At 59.3% G+C, this 19,430-nt stretch carries 17 protein-coding genes; 8 read left to right on the plus strand and 9 right to left on the minus strand.

Going from position 1 to position 19,430, the window contains the following annotated elements; translation table 11 throughout:
- Window positions 1–8: 8 nt before the first annotated feature.
- The 3 genes from BLU01_RS07640 to BLU01_RS07650 all read right to left on the minus strand — a co-directional run bounded on the left by BLU01_RS07640 (window position 9) and on the right by BLU01_RS07650 (window position 3,395).
- Window positions 9–1,106, minus strand: coding sequence for an amino acid ABC transporter permease (locus BLU01_RS07640; protein WP_092272920.1), 1,098 nt, complete (start codon window positions 1,104–1,106; stop codon window positions 9–11).
- Window positions 1,107–1,116: 10 nt separating this feature from the next.
- Window positions 1,117–2,298: an amino acid ABC transporter permease gene (locus BLU01_RS07645; protein ID WP_092272923.1), complete on the minus strand. Its 1,182-nt coding sequence runs from the start codon at window positions 2,296–2,298 to the stop codon at window positions 1,117–1,119.
- A gap of 65 nt (window positions 2,299–2,363) precedes the next feature.
- Window positions 2,364–3,395, minus strand: a complete 1,032-nt coding sequence (locus BLU01_RS07650) for an amino acid ABC transporter substrate-binding protein (protein ID WP_092272926.1) — start codon at window positions 3,393–3,395, stop codon at window positions 2,364–2,366.
- Between the two features lie 468 nt (window positions 3,396–3,863).
- Here BLU01_RS07650 and BLU01_RS07655 point away from each other — a divergent pair, with 468 nt between their 5' ends.
- The 5 genes from BLU01_RS07655 to BLU01_RS07675 all read left to right on the plus strand — a co-directional run bounded on the left by BLU01_RS07655 (window position 3,864) and on the right by BLU01_RS07675 (window position 9,257).
- Window positions 3,864–4,520, plus strand: a complete 657-nt coding sequence (locus BLU01_RS07655) for an alpha/beta hydrolase (RefSeq protein WP_092272929.1) — start codon at window positions 3,864–3,866, stop codon at window positions 4,518–4,520.
- Between the two features lie 134 nt (window positions 4,521–4,654).
- Window positions 4,655–6,142, plus strand: a complete 1,488-nt coding sequence (rhlB, locus tag BLU01_RS07660) for an ATP-dependent RNA helicase RhlB (RefSeq protein WP_092272932.1) — start codon at window positions 4,655–4,657, stop codon at window positions 6,140–6,142.
- A 149-nt stretch (window positions 6,143–6,291) separates the two neighbouring features.
- On the plus strand, window positions 6,292–7,239 hold the full coding sequence (locus BLU01_RS07665; RefSeq protein WP_269457999.1) for an ornithine cyclodeaminase family protein: 948 nt from the start codon (window positions 6,292–6,294) through the stop codon (window positions 7,237–7,239).
- 148 nt (window positions 7,240–7,387) lie between these two features.
- A complete protein-coding gene (locus BLU01_RS07670) occupies window positions 7,388–8,515 on the plus strand; it encodes an NAD(P)/FAD-dependent oxidoreductase (protein WP_092272938.1) in 1,128 nt (375 codons plus the stop codon).
- Window positions 8,516–8,615: 100 nt separating this feature from the next.
- The gene (locus tag BLU01_RS07675; RefSeq protein WP_092272941.1) at window positions 8,616–9,257 is read left to right on the plus strand and encodes a helix-turn-helix transcriptional regulator; all 642 of its coding nucleotides are present in this window, start codon (window positions 8,616–8,618) and stop codon (window positions 9,255–9,257) included.
- 108 nt (window positions 9,258–9,365) lie between these two features.
- Here the strand turns inward: BLU01_RS07675 and BLU01_RS07680 are convergent, their stop codons facing one another.
- The 6 genes from BLU01_RS07680 to BLU01_RS07705 form a co-directional block, all read right to left on the minus strand.
- Window positions 9,366–10,142 (minus strand): ABC transporter substrate-binding protein, encoded by a 777-nt coding sequence (locus BLU01_RS07680; RefSeq protein ID WP_092272944.1) that lies wholly within the window; start codon window positions 10,140–10,142, stop codon window positions 9,366–9,368.
- A gap of 266 nt (window positions 10,143–10,408) precedes the next feature.
- Window positions 10,409–10,861, minus strand: coding sequence for a molybdopterin synthase catalytic subunit MoaE (gene moaE, locus BLU01_RS07685; RefSeq protein ID WP_092272947.1), 453 nt, complete (start codon window positions 10,859–10,861; stop codon window positions 10,409–10,411).
- Between the two features lie 2 nt (window positions 10,862–10,863).
- Window positions 10,864–11,106 carry a MoaD/ThiS family protein gene (locus tag BLU01_RS07690; RefSeq protein ID WP_092272950.1) on the minus strand — a complete coding sequence of 81 codons (243 nt, stop codon included), beginning with the start codon at window positions 11,104–11,106 and terminating at the stop codon, window positions 10,864–10,866.
- Window positions 11,103–11,576 (minus strand): cyclic pyranopterin monophosphate synthase MoaC, encoded by a 474-nt coding sequence (moaC, locus tag BLU01_RS07695; protein ID WP_092272953.1) that lies wholly within the window; start codon window positions 11,574–11,576, stop codon window positions 11,103–11,105. The genes BLU01_RS07690 and moaC overlap by 4 nt, the downstream gene beginning before the upstream one ends.
- A 236-nt stretch (window positions 11,577–11,812) precedes the next feature.
- Window positions 11,813–13,207, minus strand: a complete 1,395-nt coding sequence (locus tag BLU01_RS07700) for a PhoH family protein (RefSeq protein WP_092272956.1) — start codon at window positions 13,205–13,207, stop codon at window positions 11,813–11,815.
- Between the two features lie 358 nt (window positions 13,208–13,565).
- Window positions 13,566–14,690 (minus strand): polysaccharide deacetylase family protein, encoded by a 1,125-nt coding sequence (locus BLU01_RS07705; protein ID WP_092272959.1) that lies wholly within the window; start codon window positions 14,688–14,690, stop codon window positions 13,566–13,568.
- 252 nt (window positions 14,691–14,942) lie between these two features.
- Here BLU01_RS07705 and yaaA point away from each other — a divergent pair, with 252 nt between their 5' ends.
- The 3 genes from yaaA to alg8 all read left to right on the plus strand — a co-directional run bounded on the left by yaaA (window position 14,943) and on the right by alg8 (window position 19,429).
- The gene (yaaA, locus tag BLU01_RS07710) at window positions 14,943–15,722 is read left to right on the plus strand and encodes a peroxide stress protein YaaA (protein WP_092272962.1); all 780 of its coding nucleotides are present in this window, start codon (window positions 14,943–14,945) and stop codon (window positions 15,720–15,722) included.
- Between the two features lie 803 nt (window positions 15,723–16,525).
- The gene (locus tag BLU01_RS07715) at window positions 16,526–17,842 is read left to right on the plus strand and encodes a nucleotide sugar dehydrogenase (protein ID WP_092272965.1); all 1,317 of its coding nucleotides are present in this window, start codon (window positions 16,526–16,528) and stop codon (window positions 17,840–17,842) included.
- A gap of 105 nt (window positions 17,843–17,947) precedes the next feature.
- Window positions 17,948–19,429, plus strand: a complete 1,482-nt coding sequence (gene alg8 / locus BLU01_RS07720) for a mannuronan synthase (RefSeq protein WP_371918768.1) — start codon at window positions 17,948–17,950, stop codon at window positions 19,427–19,429.
- The last annotated feature ends 1 nt before the right edge of the window (window position 19,430 follow it).

Raw genomic sequence — 19,430 nt, forward strand, 5'->3', positions numbered from 1 at the left:
CTACGCTCCTAACGCTTGTGGCCAGTGTCCAGCTTACGTTCCAAATGCATGGAATAGCGGGACATACCAAAACAGAAAATCCAGAACACCAGGGCCGCGAACACGTAGCCTTCAGTCGCCATGCCCAGCCATTTCGGGTCGGCGGCGGCTTGTTTGACGCTGTTGAGCAAGTCGAACAGGCCGATGATGATCACCAGGCTTGTGTCCTTGAACAGCGCAATGAAGGTGTTGACGATGCCGGGGATCACCATTTTCAGGGCTTGCGGCAGAATCACCAGGCCCATGCTGCGCCAGTAACCGAGGCCCATTGCGGCGGCCGCTTCGTACTGACCTTTAGGGATCGCTTGCAGACCGCCGCGCACCACTTCCGCCACGTAGGCCGACTGGAACAGGATCACGCCGATCAGTGCCCGCAGCAATTTGTCGAAGTTCATGCCTTCAGGCAGGAACAACGGCAGCATCACCGAGGACATGAACAGCACCGTGATCAACGGCACGCCGCGCCAGAATTCGATGAAGGTCACGCAGACCACACGAATCGCCGGCATGTTCGAACGCCGACCCAGCGCCAGCACAATCCCCAGTGGCAATGCACCAGCAATCCCGACAGTGGCGATCACCAGGGTCAGCATCAAGCCGCCCCATTGGCTGGTCGCCACGTTGGTCATGCCGAAGATGCCGCCATGCAACAGGAAGAACGCAATGATCGGGTACGCCACCAGAAAGCTCAGGCCGTAGACCGCTTTGCGCTGGAAGCGCGAGATGAACAACGGCGCCACGCCGATCACCGCCAGCCACACGGTCAGGTCGACGCGCCAGCGCAGTTCGGTCGGGTAGTAGCCGTACATGAACTGGCCGAAACGCTGTTGGATGAACACCCAGCAGGCGCCTTCCTTGGTGCAGTCGGCGCGGGTGGTGCCGACCCAGTTGGCGTCGAGGATTGCCCAGTGCAGGATCGGCGGCACGACGAGGTAGATGAGGTAGAACGCGAACAGGGTCAGCAGGCTGTTGATCCAGCTGGAGAACATGTTTGCGCGCATCCACGCCACCACGCCGATGCTGCTGCTCGGCGGTGGCATGTCAGGTTTGAAAGTATGGGATGTCATGCGCGTTTCCTCACCGTTCGATCAGCGCAATGCGCTTGTTGTACCAGTTCATCAGCAGGGAAATGCTGATACTGATCGCCAGGTACACGCTCATGGTGATGGCAATTACTTCGATCGCCTGCCCGGTCTGGTTAAGCACCGTACCGGCAAACAACGAAACCATTTCCGGGTAACCGATACCGGCCGCCAGCGAGGAGTTTTTCGCCAGGTTGAGGTATTGGCTGGTCAGCGGCGGGATGATCACGCGCAGGGCTTGCGGGATGATCACCTTGCGCAGCGTCGGCCCGTTGCGCAGCCCGAGCGAACGCGCAGCTTCGGTCTGGCCGTGGCTGACCGACTTGATGCCGGAACGCACGATTTCGGCGATGAACGCTGCGGTGTAAACGGTCAGCGCCAGGGTCAACGCCAGCAGTTCCGGGATCAACACCCAGCCGCCGACGAAGTTGAAGCCTTTGAGCTCAGGCATTTCCCAGTGCAGCGGCGCGCCGAAGATCAGTGCGCACAGCGCGGGAATGACGATGATGATCGCCAGCCCGGTCCAGAACTTGTGGAACGGCACGCCGGTCGCTTCGAAACGTTTATTGGCCCAACGGCACATCAGCACGATGGCCACGATGGCGATGACGACGCTGACGACGAACGCCCAGAAACCGTCCGCTGCCAACGCGGCCGGCATGTTCAAGCCACGGCTGCTGACGAAGAACGTGTCCGCGAAGTTGTGGCTGGCGCGCGGCCCCGGCATGGTCAGGAATACGGCGAAGTACCAGAAGAGGATTTGCAGCAGCGGCGGAATGTTACGGAAAACCTCCACGTAAACCGTCGCCAGCTTGCTGATGATCCAGTTCGGCGACAGCCGCGCCACGCCGACGATAAACCCGAGCAGCGTTGCCAGGATCACGCCGATAAACGTCACCAGCAGGGTGTTGAGCAGACCGATGACAAACACCCGGGCATACGTGTCCGATTCGGTGTAGTCGATCAGGTGTTGCGCGATGCCGAACCCGGCACTGCGGTCCAGAAAGCTGAAGCCGGAAGTGATACCCCGGTGTTGCAGGTTGGTTTGCGTATTGTCGAACAGATACCAGCCCATCGCGACGACCGCGACGATGGTGATGATCTGAAATAGCCACGCACGCACTTTTGGATCGCTGAGGCTGAGCCTCTGCTTTGGCGCGCCGATTGATTTTTGCATGAAGTGCCCCGCAAAGAATGGAACAGAACATCACCCGGTGGTTGGCCCACCGGGTGACAGAACCATCAGCGCACTGGTGGTGCGTATTGAATGCCGCCGTTGGTCCACAGGGCGTTCAGGCCACGGTCGATTTCCAGCGGAGTAGTCTTGCCGAGGTTTTTCTCGAAGATTTCGCCGTAGTTGCCGACTTGGGAAACGATCTTGACGACCCAGTCCTTCGGCAGTTTCAGGTCTTTACCGTATTCGCCGTCGGCACCCAACATACGGGCAACGTCAGGGTTTTTGGTCGACTTGGCTTCTTCCAGAACGTTTTTCGAAGTGATGCCGGCTTCTTCGGTGTTCAACAGCGCGTAGCCAACCCAGCGAACGATCGCCAGCCACTCGTCATCGCCGTTACGCACGACTGGACCCAGTGGTTCTTTGGAAATGGTTTCCGGCAGTACCACGTAGTCTTTCGGTGCAGCCAGTTTGCTGCGCTGTGCGTAGAGCTGCGACTTGTCGGAAGTCAGCACGTCGCAACGACCGGATTCCAGCGACTTGGCGCTTTCATCGGAGGTGTCGAAAGTGATCGGGGTGTACTTCAGGCCGTTGGCGCGGAAGTAGTCGGACACGTTCAGTTCGGTGGTGGTACCGGCCTGGATGCAGATGGTTGCGCCATCCAGTTCCTTGGCACTTTTCACGCCCAGCTTGCTGTTGGCGAGGAAGCCAACGCCGTCGTAGTAAGTGATGAAGCCAGGGAATTTCAGGCCCATGCCGGCGTCACGAGAGCTGGTCATGGTGGTGTTGCGGGAGAGGATGTCGATCTCGCCGGACTGCAACGCGGTGAAGCGCTCCTTGGCGTTCAACTGGCTGAACTTGACCTTGTTTGCGTCGCCGAATACGGCAGCGGCCACAGCGCGGCAAACGTCAGCGTCGATCCCGAGGATCTTGCCGGTGGAGTCCGGAACCGAGAAACCCGGCAAACCGTCACTCACACCGCACTGTACGAAACCTTTTTTCTGCACTGCATCCAGGGTTGCACCCGCCTGAGCGAACCCGCTGACACCGAGCACTGCAGCTGCAGTCACGATAGCCAGGGTGGATTTCAACATTTTCATTCAAACCTCCAGTTTTGCTCTTGTTGTGTCGGAGCGTGAGTCCAGCCGCACCCTTTTGAGGCGTTGTCGACCCGTGTTGGCTTTTTTTGGGGTCAACCGACTTCAGGACCTAGCTATGAGTCTATTAGGAGAAAATCCACACCGTGGACCACTCGCTTCTCACCAATCGGCCGAACGGGCTGTAGCCCTTTCACGTTCGCGAAGCCCGTAACGGCCACTGGCGAACATCCATCACCGGATTCTTTGCTATCCCGCCACCAGCAGTACCCTGATAGTGTTACCGCCAGGGGCGAGATTGGTTGCACCGGTTTCCCCATAGCAAAGCCCGTACCACACCGCTCGCTCAAGCGATTCAGCGACAGGTCAATAGCAAAACTTGTAGCCTTGCGACATCTTCTTAACGGATAAACCAGACGCGCCCTCGAATCACGCACTCAATGAGAGCGCACGCACACATTTGGAGCAGACATGACCCAGCCCTTGATTCTTCAGCCCGGCAAGCCCGTAGACGCCTGCGTAATCTGGCTGCACGGCCTGGGCGCCGACCGCTACGACTTCCTTCCGGTGGCCGAAGCGTTGCAGGAGACTCTCCTGACCACACGCTTCGTTTTGCCCCAGGCGCCGACCCGCGCAGTGACCATTAATGGTGGTTACGAGATGCCGAGCTGGTACGACATATTGGCCATGAACCCAGCCCGCGCGATCAGCCGCGAACAGTTGGATGAGTCGGCGCAAATGGTCATTGATTTGATCGAAGAGCAGAAGGCCAGCGGAATAGACGCCTCGCGGATTTTTCTCGCCGGGTTTTCCCAGGGCGGCGCGGTGGTTTTACACAGTGCTTTCCTCAAACTGGAAGGCACGCTCGGTGGCGTACTAGCCCTGTCGACTTATGCACCGACGTTCAGCGATGAACTGCAGTTGTCGGCCAGTCAGCAGCGCATTCCGGTGCTGTGCCTGCACGGCCAGTACGATGAGGTGGTGCAAAACGCCATGGGCCGCAGCGCTTACGAGCATTTGAAGCTGCGTGGTGTCACCGTGACATGGCAGGAATACCCAATGGGCCACGAAGTGTTACCCGAAGAAATTCGCGATATCGGCACTTGGCTCGCCGAGCGCTTGGGTTAACTGACTGTTTGTCAGCGCTACCTATCAAAGCGCTGCCTATTAATAGGAAACGAACCTCGTTTGATCATCCCGCTACGCCGCGCCCGATTCTTGCATTACACTGGCCGGCGTACATTCCTTAACCAATCGATGAGATGACCGTGCTCAAAGCACTCAAAAAAATGTTCGGTAAAAGCGAGGCTGAGCAGCTCGCGCCAGTCGCCAGCGCTGCGTCTCCAACCCCCAGCCACCGCACCGACGGTCGTCAGCCTGGCCGGACCGCTGCTGTAGCGGCACCGAAACACGAGCCTGTGACCACACCGGCCGCCCCACCCGTCGAAGCCATCGCTGCGGAACTGCCGCTCAGCGAAGCGCCAAAACCTGCCAAACCGCGTCGCGAACCGAAGCCGAAAGCGCCGGTCATTCCCTGGAAGCTCGAAGATTTCGCCGTCGAGCCGATGGAAGGCAAAACCCGTTTCCACGATTTCAAACTCGCCCCGGAACTGATGCACGCCATCCAGGACCTGGGTTTCCCGTATTGCACGCCGATCCAGGCGCAAGTTCTCGGTTTCACCCTGGCCGGCAAAGACGCCATCGGTCGCGCCCAGACCGGCACCGGCAAAACCGCCGCGTTCCTGATCTCGATCATCACCCAGTTGCTGGAAACCCCGCCGCCCAAGGAACGCTACATGGGTGAACCGCGGGCGCTGATCATCGCGCCAACCCGCGAACTGGTGGTGCAGATCGCCAAGGACGCCGCCGACCTGACCAAGTACACCGGCCTCAACGTCATGACGTTTGTCGGCGGCATGGATTTCGACAAGCAGCTCAAGCACCTCGAAGCGCGCCACTGCGACATCCTCGTCGCCACGCCGGGCCGTTTGCTCGACTTCAACCAGCGCGGCGACGTGCACCTGGACATGGTCGAAGTCATGGTCCTCGACGAAGCGGACCGCATGCTCGACATGGGTTTCATCCCGCAAGTGCGGCAGATCATTCGTCAGACGCCGCCGAAGAACGAGCGCCAGACGCTGCTGTTCTCCGCGACCTTCACCGAAGACGTGATGAACCTCGCCAAGCAATGGACCACCGAGCCGTCGATCGTCGAGATCGAATCGCAGAACGTCGCCAGCGAAAATGTCGAGCAACACATCTACGCGGTGGCCGGTGCCGACAAATACAAATTGCTCTACAACCTCGTGACCGATAACGGTTGGGAGCGGGTGATGGTCTTCGCCAACCGCAAGGATGAGGTGCGGCGCATCGAAGAACGCCTGGTGCGCGACGGCGTCAACGCCGCGCAACTGTCGGGCGACGTGCCGCAGCACAAGCGCATCAAGACGCTCGAAGGGTTCCGCGAAGGCAAGATTCGCGTGTTGGTGGCCACCGATGTTGCCGGTCGCGGCATTCACATCGACGGCATCAGCCACGTGATCAACTTCACCCTGCCGGAAGTGCCGGACGATTACGTGCACCGCATCGGCCGTACTGGCCGCGCAGGCGCCGATGGCGTGTCGATCAGCTTCGCCGGCGAAGACGATTCCTACCAGTTGCCGTCCATCGAAGCGCTGCTGGGTCGCAAGATCAGCTGTGAAACGCCGCCGACGCATCTATTGCGCGCGGTTGAGCGAAAGCGCCCGTAACCCGGGACGCATGGAAAAAGGCGCAGCCGGCAACGGACTGCGCTTTTTTTTCGCCCGGCTTCCAAGCGGTGCTTGTCGGATACAACTAAATGTCCATAATGGACAAATTAGTTTATCTGCAAGTTTTTCCACCGCGCTCGGAGCCGATCATGTCTTCTACTCCTCAAGTGATTAATCAGCCTCAGGCCCGCGAACTGCTGGCACAGGTCGACGTGCCGCAGATCCTGCGCAAACTGTTCCGCGACCTCGCTGCCGGGCAAGCCGTGCAGCCGCCGCAGCAATTGGTGGAATTTCCCAAGGGCGCCGGCGACTTCATCAATTTTCAGGGTGTGCTCGCCGAGGATGGCGTTTACGGGATCAAGACCTCGCCCTACATCGTCCGCGATCAAGGCCCGTTGGTGACCGCGTGGACGCTGTTGATGTCGATGCACACCGGCCAGCCGCTGTTGCTCTGCGATGCCGGCGAATTGACCACGGCGCGCACGGCGGCGACCACCGCTGTGGCGGTCGATGCTCTGGCGCCGCTGAACGCGCGGCGACTGGCGATCATCGGCAGCGGCAAAGTCGCGCAAGCGCATCTGCATTACGTGAAAACGCTGCGCGACTGGCAGAGCATCAACCTGTACTCACCCGGTTTGCACTCGCTGGATGCCGAGGCGCGGGCGCATTTGCAGCAGCTTGATCCACGGCTGAAGCTGGTCGACAGCCGTGAGGCGGCAATCGACGACGCTGACGTGGTCATGCTCTGCACCTCGTCCGCCGGGCCGGTGATTGATCCGGCCAATGTGCACAAACCGGCGCTGATCACGTCGATCAGCACCAACGCGCCGCGCGCTCACGAGGTGCCGCCGCAGCGCCTGAATGACATGCAGGTGTTCTGCGACTATCGTCAGACCACGCCGGGCGCCGCCGGGGAAATGTTGATCGCGGGTGAGCAGCATGGCTGGCATTCGGATCTGATTATCGGAGACTTGCCCGAGCTGTTGAGCGGCAAGGTGCAACGCCCTGAATATGATCGCCATGTGTTCTTCCGCTCAATTGGCCTGGGCCTGGAAGATATAGCGCTGGCGAATGCGATTTATCAACTCCAGCACTAACTCCCCGATCCCTTGCAGGAGCGAGGCTTGCCCGCGAAGGCGGCGTTCCAGTGACGTTGATGTTGGATGTGCTGACGTCTTCGCGGGCAAGCCTCGCTCCTACAGGGATCTTGAAAATTTCAGCATTTGCGCACCACAGGAGACGTTCATGAGCCAGGCAGATTTCATCATCATCGGCGGCGGGATTGGCGGCGCTTCCACTGGCTACTGGCTGTCGCAGCACGCGCGCGTGATCGTGCTGGAGCGCGAGAGCCATCCGGCTTATCACTCGACCGGACGTTCGGCGGCGCTGTACACCGCCGCTTACGGCACGCCGCAAGTGCGTGCGCTGACCCAGGCCAGCCGCGACTTCTTCGATGCACCGCCGAGTGGTTTCTGCGATCACCCGTTGCTGACGCCACGCGGCGAAATGACCGTGGATTTCACCGGCGACCCGGCCGAGCTGACCAATCAATACCTCAGCGCCAAAGCCACCGTGGCGCAAATGCAGTTGCTCACCGCCGATGAAGCCTGCGCCCGCCTGCCGATTCTGCGCAGGGAAAAAGTCCACGGCGCGCTGTACGACCCGACTGCCAGCGACATCGACACCGACGCGTTGCATCAAGGTTATTTGCGCGGAATCAAACGCAATGGCGGCGAGATTCACACCAACAGCGAAGTGCTGAGCCTGACCCGCGACGCGGACGGCCAGTGGCAGGTGGAAACCGGCGAACAGCGTTTCAGCGCGCCAGTGATCATCAATGCCGCTGGCGCCTGGGCTGACAAGATTGGCCAGATGGCCGGCGCGCAGGCGCTGGGGCTGCAACCGACACGCCGTGCGGCGTTCATCTTCGCCGGTCCGGAAGGGGTGAACATTCATCACTGGCCGATGCTGGTGGCGCTCGACGAATCCTTCTATATGAAGCCCGACGCCGGGGTGTTCCTCGGCTCGCCGGCCAACGCCGACCCGGTCGAACCGCACGACGTGCAGCCCGAAGAACTCGACATCGCCATGGGCATCTACCAGATCGAGGAAGCCACCACGCTGACCATCCGCCGACCGACACGGACCTGGGCCGGGCTGCGCAGTTTTGTCCGCGACGGTGATCTGCTCGCGGGTTTCGATAGTCAGGTGCCGGGGTTGTTCTGGGTCGCGGCGCAGGGCGGTTATGGCATTCAGACGTCGCCAGCGATGGGGCTGGCCAGCGCCGCGCTGGTTCGCGGTGAAGCGCTGCCGGAACAACTCAGCCGCTTCGGCCTCGACGCGGCGATGCTCTCCCCCGCCCGGCTGGGTTGAAGCGCCTGCTGCGTCAGACTTGAGTGACGTCCACAGACGATTGCGGCAAACTTCCAGCGCCCTGCTCGATGGGGCGCTGACGATGCCTGGAGTGACCTGTATGAATGCACCTGAAACAGACTCGGCCCTGGCTGCTTCGTCTCTCGACAACTATCGGGCGATTGCCGACGCCATCGCCACGCTGTTCTTCCCTCACGCCGAGGTGGTGCTGCACGATTTGCGCACGCAGAAAGTCGATTACATCGCCAACAACCTGTCGAAACGCGAGATCGGCGATGACTCGTCGCTGGAAGACATGCTTAGCGAGGAAGTCAGCGAACGAAACATCGGGCCGTACGAAAAGCTCAATTGGGACGGTCAGAAGATTCGCAGCCTCAGCAGCGTCTTGCGCGACAGCGACGGTCATCCGCTGGCGGTGCTGTGCATCAATCTGAATATTTCGCTGTTTGAGAACGCCAAGGCTGCGCTGGACTTGTTCCTGTCGCCGAGCAAGTTGATCCCGCAACCCGATTCACTGTTTCGCGATGACTGGCAGGAGCGCATCAACACCTTCCTGCATGCCTGGCTGCGCGAGCGTCAGTTGAGCCTGAGCGTGCTGACCCGCGACCACAAACGCGAGCTGGTATTGGCGCTGCATGCAGAAGGCGCGTTCAAGGGCAAAAGCGCCTCCAACTATGTGGCCAACGTGCTGAACATGGGCCGGGCGACGGTTTACAAGCATTTGAAGGAGTTGAAGGGGTAGCCCTTCAGAGGTGGGTTGTTTTATCGGGCCTCTTCGCGGGCAAGCCTCGCTCCTACAGGAATACGCATTCCATCTGTAGGAGCGAGGCTTGCCCGCGAAGGCGGTCTATCAATCGCCGTAGATGTCGGTCTTGAAATACTTGTCGGAAATCTTCTGATATTCGCCATTCGCGCGAATGCCATCAATCGCAGTGTTCAGCTCGCTGACCAACTCGCTATTGCCTTTGCGCACGGCGATCCCGGCGCCCTCGCCGACGTATTTCGGGTCCTTGAGTTCCGGCCCGACAAACGCGTAACCCTTGCCGCGCGGCATCGACAGGAAGTCATTCAGCGGAATGGTGTCGGCAAAAATCGCGTCAAGACGACCGGCCGCCAAGTCCATGTAAATCTCTTCGTTGTTGCTGTAGCGCTTGACGTTGACGCCCTTCGGCTCAAACACCTCGGTGGCAAAACGGTCGGTAGTGGTCGCGCGTTGCACGCCGACATTCTTGCCTTTGAGGCTCGCGTATTGATCGTCGACCACAGCGCCGTCCTTCATCACCAGCCGCGATGAAGTGAAGTAATACTTGTGGGTAAAATCCACCGACTTCTTGCGGTCTTCGTTGATGGTCATCGACGACAACGCCATGTCGATTTTCTTCACTTTCAGCGAAGGGATCAGACCGTCGAACTCGCCTTCGACCCACACGCATTTGGCCTTCATCTGCGCGCACAGGGCATTGCCGATGTCGTAGTCGAAACCGACGATTTCACCTTTGTCAGTTTTCGAGGCGAATGGCGGGTAAGCCGCTTCGATGCCGATGCGCAGGGTCTTGTCGGCGGCAAACGCAGCGCTGCACGCCAACAGGCTCAGGGCCAGACCGGTGATGAGGGGGAATTTCTTCATGTTTGTTCTCTCGCGGGTTGTTGTTGGTTTGGCAAGACAGAAGAAGAGCTGGAACGTGGTGCAATGACCTTTTTGTACTTGGAAATCCATACTGGACTTTTACGTATAAATGGTCAATTGGGCAAGCGGGATGGTGGGGGGCCGGTGGTCGGGCGGTGAAACATTGGGGATTAGGTGATGCGCAGGGCCTCATCGCGAGCAAGCTCGCTCCCACAGGAGATCTGTGTCGCATGGAGATCCAGTGTGGGAACGATCATGCTGCTGAGTTATTTCTTCCAGCGATCCGCCGCCGCGTGGTCGCTGGCGCGCCCTTCGACCCAGCGCGGGCCGTCGCTGGTGAGTTCTTTCTTCCAGAACGGCGCGCGGGTTTTCAGGTAGTCCATGACAAACGCGCAGGCATCGAACGCAGCCTGGCGATGGGCGCTGGCGGCGCCGACGAAGACGATCGGCTCGCCCGGTTCCAGCGCGCCGATGCGGTGCAGCACTTCCAGTTTGAGCAGCGGCCAGCGTTGCTCGGCTTCCAGCGCAATCTTGCCCAAAGCCTTTTCGGTCATGCCCGGATAGTGCTCGAGAAACATTCCGGCGACGTCGAGCCCGTCATTGAAGTCGCGCACGTAACCGACAAAACTCACCACCGCGCCGACACCGACATTGGCCGCATGCATCGCGTTGACTTCAGCGCCCGGGTCGAACGCCGCAGGCTGCACCCGAATCGCCATGGTCAGCCCCCGGTCACGGTTGGAAAGAACGCCACTTCATCGCCATCGACCAGCGGCTCATCGAGCTGGCAGAGGTCTTCGTTGCGCGCGCACATCAGGTTCTGCTCGCTCAATACCTCGGCGCCTTCACGTTGGGCCAGCAATGCCCGGACGTCTTCGACCGTGGCGAAGTCGCCCTCAACCTTCAGAGAATCGCCCCCCAGCACTTCACGGTAACGGGCGAAAAATTTCACGGTGACGTTCATGACGGATCCGCCTGAAAGTGCCCGCTCTTGCCGCCGAGTTTCTCCAGCAGGCGCACGCTTTCGATGGTCATGCCACGGTCGACAGCCTTGCACATGTCGTAGATCGTCAGCGCCGCGACGCTGGCGGCCGTCAGCGCTTCCATCTCGACGCCGGTCTGCCCGGACAACTTGCAACGCGCGACGATGCGCACGCTGTCAGCGCCCTCGGCACTGAGCTCGACTTTGACGCCGGTGAGCATCAGCGGATGGCACAGGGGAATCAGATCGCTGGTTTTCTTCGCGGCCTGGATGCCGGCAATCCGCGCCACGGCAAACACATCACCCTTGGGGTGACCGCCGCTGACGATCATTTGCAGGGTTTCAGGCTGCATGCGCACCAGCGCCTGGGCGGTCGCTTCACGGAACGTCACGGCTTTTTCAGTGACGTCGACCATGTTGGCGCGACCTTGGGAATCGAGATGAGTCAGCACAGGGTTACTCCTGATCAGGAGCGTCGATTGTAAACCTGCGGGTCAAATTTCCGCACGCTTGATTGTCGGATCACCACATCCCCCTGTGGGAGCGAGGCTTGCCCGCGATGGCGGTAGATCAGTCAATGGTGATGCTGACTGACACGACGCCATCGCGGGCAAGCCTTGCTCCTACAGATTTGGGTTGGGCATAAAAAAACCGGGCGGCTGTTGGGCCGCCCGGTTTGGTAAAGCGGTTACAAATGCGATTCGGCGTATTCGGCCAGGATCGAGCGAGGCACCCCTTGCAGGGTGATGTGCACACCGTTGGGGAAATCCTTGAAGCGTTCAGTCAGGTACGTCAGCCCGGAGCTGGTCGCGGACAGGTAAGGAGTGTCGATCTGCGCCAGGTTGCCCAGGCACACCACTTTCGAACCGGCGCCGGCACGGGTGATGATGGTTTTCATCTGGTGCGGCGTGAGGTTCTGGCATTCGTCGATCAGGATCAGGCTCTGCTGGAAGCTGCGGCCGCGGATGTAGTTGAGGGATTTGAACTGCAACGGCACTTTGCTGAGGATGTAATCGACGCTGCCATGGGTGTTTTCGTCATCCATGTGCAAGGCTTCGAGGTTGTCGGTGATGGCGCCCAGCCACGGCTCCATTTTTTCCGCTTCGGTGCCGGGCAGGAAGCCGATTTCCTGGTCCAGGCCCTGCACGCTACGGGTCGCGATGATGCGCCGATAACGCTTGCTGACCATGGTCTGCTCGATCGCCGCCGCCAAGGCCAGAATGGTTTTGCCGGAACCGGCGGCGCCGGACAGGTTGACCAGGTGAATGTCCGGATCGAGCAAGGCGTACAGCGCCAGGCTCTGGTAGATGTCACGCGGTTTCAGGCCCCAGGCTTCCTGGTGCAGCAGCGGTTCCTGATGCAGGTCGAGAATCAGCAGACGGTCTTCTTCAATCTCCTTGATCCAGCCGACAAAACCCTGTTCGTCGATGATGAACTCGTTGATGTGCACCGCCGGCAGGTTATCGGTCAACTGCACCTGATGCCACGTGCGGCCGTGGTCCTGACGGGTTTCGACCTTGCTCACACGGTCCCAGAAGGAGCCGGTCATGTTGTGATAACCGTTGGGCAGCATCGACACGTCGTCGACCAGTTGGTCGGTGCTGTAATCCTCGGCCGCAATCCCGCAGGCGCGGGCCTTGAGGCGCATGTTGATGTCTTTGGTGACCAGCACCACCGGCAGACTGGGCTCCCGCGCGTGCAGGTCAATCAGCTGATTGATGATGATGTTGTCGTTCAGGTGTTCGGGAAGAATGATGTTCGGCTCGGCGCGCTTGCTCATCAGAATTGACAGCAAACCCTTGGAGCCACTCTTGCCGCGCTGGATTGGTACGCCGAGTTCGACATCCTCGGGGCTGGCATCGCCCAGGGTCTTGTCGATCAGGCGGATTGCCTGACGGCATTCGGCCGCAACGCTGTGATGCCCGCTCTTGAGCTTGTCCAGCTCCTCAAGCACGGTCATCGGGATCGCGACGTGGTGTTCTTCGAAGTTAAGCAGGGCGTTTGGATCGTGGATCAATACGTTGGTATCGAGTACATAAAGGATTGGCTGGTTGGAGGAAGAACTACGTCCGTGATCATCCATACTCGGTCACCTTTGTGGGAGCCAGGCGACGCAATACCTTGACAGTGCTGCGCCTCGAAGTGACTACCGAATTCAGCCGCGATGCTCGTGGGAAGCGACGGTTGAACTGCACACAAATTGGGTCTTGGAAGACGCCACCTGTGTTGCAGGTTTCGGCGGTCTGTCTTCGTAATACTCCAAAACCCATGACAGAAAAAAGCACTTTGACGTTTTTTTGAAGTTTATTTTTCAGAGTGACGAATAGCCCTTGGCGTGCAGGCAATGTGCCGTTAAAGTCGGAAGTCCGCCTGCACCGAAATATCTTGCAAATTCGCCCCACCCTGCCCTCTGCCCCAATGTTTGCGTGCCTTTGACGATTTCAGCGAAACGCGTTCTGACAGTCTTCCCAACCGATCCCGCTTTGCGCGGTTTGCGTGAAAATCCACGGCATCGCCGTTTTCACCGCGTCCTGCTTCACATTGAAATTGATCACGCCGTGGCGCCATAACAGCATTAGCGTCAGCACGCGCTGCCCGCTCTGGCTGCCCTTGAGCTTGCCGGCGCCGTCCTGGGCGTCGATGTCCCACAGCGCCACTTGCAGACCCTGTGCCTCGAAGAAACCCTGCGCGTCGGCACGCCGCTGGCCATCCGGCGGACGAAACAGCGGCACGTAATTCTCCGGCAACTTCGATTTGACCAGATCGGCGCTGCGGCGCACCGAGTCCTGCCAATCCTGCCAGTAACTGTGCGAACGAAACTCCCAGCCCTGCACGCCGATGCATTGCTGCGAATACGTCGCCTGCAAACTGGCGACCGAGCGTTCGCCCAGACGCGCCTGAATGTCTTTGCCGAGGACAAAGAACGTCCCGTTCAGATTCGACTTGCGCAGGTATTCGGTCAGCCACCCGGTGTTGTCCGGGATCGCGTTCGCCGCGGTGTCGAAGGTCAGCAGGAACAGCCGGTCATTCATCGCATCGCCGTTGCGCTCATAGTCGCCAAAACGATCGACTTCGCTGCTGGTCTGCGGGAACAGCGCAGCCTTGCGCAACAGTTCGTCCAGATACTGCAAGTGGAATAACCGGCTCGGTTCCGACCACTTGATATAGAAGCTGTCTTCGCTGATGACGAATTTCGCCGCTTGCTCGCGCAAGGTCGCCAGGTCTTCGACGAGAAAACAGAACGACGCATCCTGATCGCAGCTCTGCTGGGCGAAGTTGTAGTTGCTCAGCAAACGCTGCCACAGGCGATCGCGCAGCTGGTTAATAGAATCGACATTGATCGTGCGCAGGCCCAGACGTTGGGCCAGAGTCACCTCGTCGAGGGACTCGGTGCCCAGCAGCACTTTGGCGAACATGAGAATTTCCGCGCGCGAGGCGACGTCGAACAGCGTCGGGCTGTTGAGCGGCTCTGGCCAGGTGCTGCGGTCCAGCGTGGCGGCGTCACCGGGCGCCGCCATGGCACCGAAGCTCAACAGCCAGGCGAATAGTAGAAAAGCGATACGCAAAGGGATGTCTCCATAACAAAACCCGCGCGGCACTATAGCTGATCCCGTGGCAATGCCGAGGTCCGTGGGAGCAAGGCTTGCCCGCGATGGCGTTGTTTCAGTCGACATCATTGGCAACTGACCCGCCGTCATCGCGGGCAAGCCTTGCTCCCACAGGTTTTGCGCAAACCACCGATCACCTATGGACTTGATAGCTGGAGTCAGCCCGCCCAACCCCCTAGAATCGCCCCCACGATTAAAGGAGACGACTTCATGCTGATGGTGATTTCCCCCGCCAAGACCCTCGATTACGAAACACCGCCGGCGACCCAGCGTTTTACCCAGCCGCAATACCTCGACCATTCGCAGGAGCTGATCATGCAGCTGCGCGACCTGACGCCGGCGCAGATCAGCGAATTGATGCACGTCTCCGACAAGATCGGCGGGCTCAACGCCGCGCGCTTCGGCAGCTGGACGCCCGACTTCACCCCGGAAAACGCCAAGCAGGCGCTGCTGGCGTTCAAGGGCGACGTGTACACCGGCCTGAATGCGCAAACCTTCAGCGAAGCCGATTTCGATTACACCCAGCAACACCTGCGCATGTTGTCCGGCCTCTACGGCCTGCTGCGCCCACTCGACCTGATGCAACCGTATCGCCTGGAAATGGGCACCAAACTGGCGAATGCGCGCGGCAAGGACTTGTATGCCTTCTGGGGCACGCGCATCAGCGAATGGCTCAACGAAGCATTGGCCGATCAGGGCGATGACGTGCTGTTGAACCTGGCGTCCAACGAATACTTCTCGGCGGTCAAACGCCCGGCGTTGAACGCGCGGATCATCAACACCGACTTCAAGGACTTGAAGAACGGCCAATACAAGATCATCAGCTTCTACGCCAAAAAGGCGCGCGGGATGATGAGCCGTTTTGTCATTGAAGAACGTATCAACGACCCGGCCCAACTCAAGCAATTTGATGTGCAGGGTTATCGCTACAGCGCCGAACAATCGAAACCTGACAATCTGGTATTCCTGCGCGATCACGCGCCCGAGTAATGCCCTGATTCGGCGCACGACCTGCGGTCGTGCGCCGCTGTTTGATCGTCGAACAATCCCCGCCTCTTTCGCCAAACTCTTGGCGCCAAAAATTCAACAGCGCATTTACTAACTTTTGTTTCACTCGACAATTACCAATTTTCTCCGTAGTGGCACCGAAAATTTTTCTCGGTAGTGGCACTTAACCATCCACTTGGATTATGTCCCTTTATATAAAGGCCCAAATGCTAAGTGCTATCAATATGAGAGCAGTGCCATCTTTGCCAATATTTCAAGAAATTTCCGAATTGGCGATGGGCGGATCGGAACTATGTCCAAATGCGTCGTTCATACCACCGGTAACGAATTTCCTTGATGCTGTAGGAGATAACTTACGCAGAGACGAGACCCATGTAGCGAAGTTGTCATATTAACTTCCACCTAACGGGCTCTTATTTGGGCAACACCTAAAGGACAGGAGATACGCACCATTAGTGTCCCCTACACGGCCAAGGCAGCGCCCCTATAAACGTGCTCCACCGAGCACCCAACCGCTTGATTTACAGGCATATCGCCTGGTATTGAGCGCGCAAGATCCTTGCGCCAACGACCCCACCACACGGGGCCGGATGCATAACAGGGCACACCATAATAATAAGGCCTAGTTGCGCACATCTTGAGTGCACTTATTTAGTCACTCGAACTTAGTCCGCCTGCGCGCTGCATTGCAGTGCCTGTAAGCACGCACTTTCGAGTGCACTACGACCGCTGAACACCATTAACTCCGGCCATCTAATGGCTTGATAATTACAGAGGTAAATGCGATGCGCATCAGCATATTTGGTTTGGGTTACGTCGGTGCAGTATGTGCCGGTTGCCTGTCTGCACGTGGCCATGACGTCGTTGGCGTAGATGTCGCCAAAGACAAGATCGATATGATCAACGCCGGCAAATCGCCGATCGTTGAACCGGGTCTGGGCGAGCTTCTGCAGAAGGGTATCGAGACCGGCAAACTGCGCGGCACGACCAACTTCGCCGAGGCGATTCGCGACACCGACCTGTCGATGATTTGCGTCGGTACGCCGAGCAAGAAGAACGGCGATCTGGAACTGAACTACATCGAGGCTGTGTGCCGCGAGATCGGTTTTGTTCTGCGTGACAAGACAACCCGCCACACCATCGTGGTTCGCAGCACCGTGCTTCCGGGCACTGTCGCAAACGTTGTCATCCCGATCCTCGAAGACTGCTCCGGCAAAAAGGCTGGCGTCGACTTCGGCGTTGCAGTGAACCCTGAGTTCCTGCGTGAAAGCACCGCGATCGCCGACTACGACCTGCCGCCAATGACCGTCATCGGCGAATTCGACAAGGCTTCCGGCGATGTCCTGCAAGCGCTGTACGAAGAACTCGACGCACCGATCATCCGCAAGGACATCGCGGTCGCCGAGATGATCAAGTACACCTGCAACGTCTGGCACGCCACCAAAGTGACCTTCGCCAACGAGATCGGCAACATCGCCAAAGCGGTCGGCGTTGATGGTCGCGAAGTGATGGAAGTGGTTTGCCAGGACAAGACGCTGAACCTGTCGCAGTACTACATGCGCCCAGGCTTCGCGTTCGGCGGTTCTTGCCTGCCCAAAGACGTGCGTGCGCTGACCTTCCGCGCCGGTTCGCTGGACGTCGATGCACCGCTGCTGAACTCGCTGATGCGCAGCAACGTGTCGCAAGTGCAGAACGCCTTCGACATCGTTTCCAGCCACGACAAACGCAAAGTCGCCCTGCTCGGCTTGAGCTTCAAGGCCGGCACCGATGACCTGCGCGAAAGCCCGCTGGTTGATCTGGCAGAAATGCTGATCGGCAAGGGTTACGACCTGAGCATCTACGACAGCAACGTCGAGTACGCCCGTGTCCACGGCGCGAACCGCGACTACATCGAGTCGAAGATCCCGCACGTTTCGTCGCTGCTCAACTCCGACTTCGACGAAGTGATCAACAACTCCGACGTGATCATCCTCGGCAACCGTGACGAGAAATTCCGTGCCCTGGCGCAACAGGCTCCACACGGCAAGCAAGTGATCGACCTGGTCGGCTTCATGTCCCAAGCCACCAGCGTCACCGGTCGTACCGAAGGCATCTGCTGGTAAGTCAATTTTCCGGCCGGGGGATTCAACCCCCGGCCGGACTTTCGCCTGCCTTAACCCCATCGGGCCACCCAACAGGCTCGCCCGAGATCGAGACGGATGCAGATTATGCACAGGCTAAAGCACGGCCTACTTCAGGCCGCCGGTTGGCTGTTTTACCTAAGTTTATTAATGGGCATCGCCATGGCGTTGCCTTCGTCCACGTTCGACTCCGAGTCGAAGGACTTTATTTTCCTGATCGGTTTCATCGGGATCTGGCGTTACTCGATGGGTGCCACGCACTTTCTGCGCGGCATGCTGTTTTTGTACGTGGTCTACCCGCACCTGCGGCGCAAAGTGCGCAAGCTGGGCAAAGCGGCAGACCCGTCGCACGTGTACCTGATGGTTACCAGTTTTCGTATCGACGCGCTGACCACCGCCCAGGTGTACAGCTCGGTGATCCGCGAAGCGATCGACTGCGGCCTGCCGGCCACCATGGTTTGCTCCATCGTCGAAATGTCCGATGAGCTGCTGGTGAAAAGCCTCTGGGCCCGGATGAACCCGCCGGATCGCGTCAAACTCGACTTCGTGCGTATCCCCGGCACCGGCAAGCGTGACGGCCTGGCCTACGGTTTCCGCGCCATCTCCCGCCACCTGCCGGACGACCGCGCAGTGGTTGCGGTGATCGATGGCGATACGGTGCTGGCCCCAGGCGTCGTGCTCAAGACCGTGCCGTGGTTCCAGTTGTTCGGCAACGTCGGCGGCCTGACCACCAACGAGTTCTGCGAAGTGCGCGGCGGCTACGTCATGGCCGAGTGGCACAAACTGCGCTTCGCTCAGCGTCACATCAACATGTGCTCGATGGCCCTGTCCAAGCGCGTGCTGACCATGACCGGGCGGATGTCGGTATTCCGCGCCACCGTGGTCACCGACCCGGACTTCATCGCCGACGTCGAAAGCGACTCGCTGCAACACTGGCGCCTCGGCCGCTTCAAGTTCCTGACCGGTGACGACAAGTCGAGCTGGTTCAGCCTGATGCGTCTGGGTTACGACACGTTCTACGTGCCCGACGCGGCAATCCACACCGTGGAACACCCGCCGGAAAAGAGCTTCATCAAGGCCAGCCGCAAACTGATGTTCCGCTGGTACGGCAACAACCTGCGCCAGAACTCCCGCGCACTCGGCCTGGGGATGAAACGCCTCGGTCTGTTCACCTCGGTGGTGCTGTTTGACCAACGGGTGTCGATGTGGACGTCCTTGCTCGGCCTGACCGTCGCGATCATCGCCAGCGTCAAGTACGGCGGCGCGTTCATCCTCGCGTACCTGCTGTGGATCGGCCTCACCCGCCTGATTCTGACCTTGCTGCTGTCGTGCTCCGGCCACCGGATCGGCCCGGCTTACCCGATCATTCTGTATTACAACCAGATCGTCGGCGCGCTGGTGAAAATCTACGTGTTCTTCCGCCTCGATCAACAGTCCTGGACTCGCCAGGACACCAAACTGACCCGTGATCTCGCCAGCTTTCAACGTTGGTTCAACACCTGGTCGTCTCGGACCATGACCTTCTCCGCCGGCAGCATTTTTGTCGCCGTGCTGCTGATGATGGTCTGAC

This window comes from Pseudomonas prosekii (genome assembly GCF_900105155.1).
GTDB lineage: Bacteria > Pseudomonadota > Gammaproteobacteria > Pseudomonadales > Pseudomonadaceae > Aquipseudomonas > Aquipseudomonas prosekii.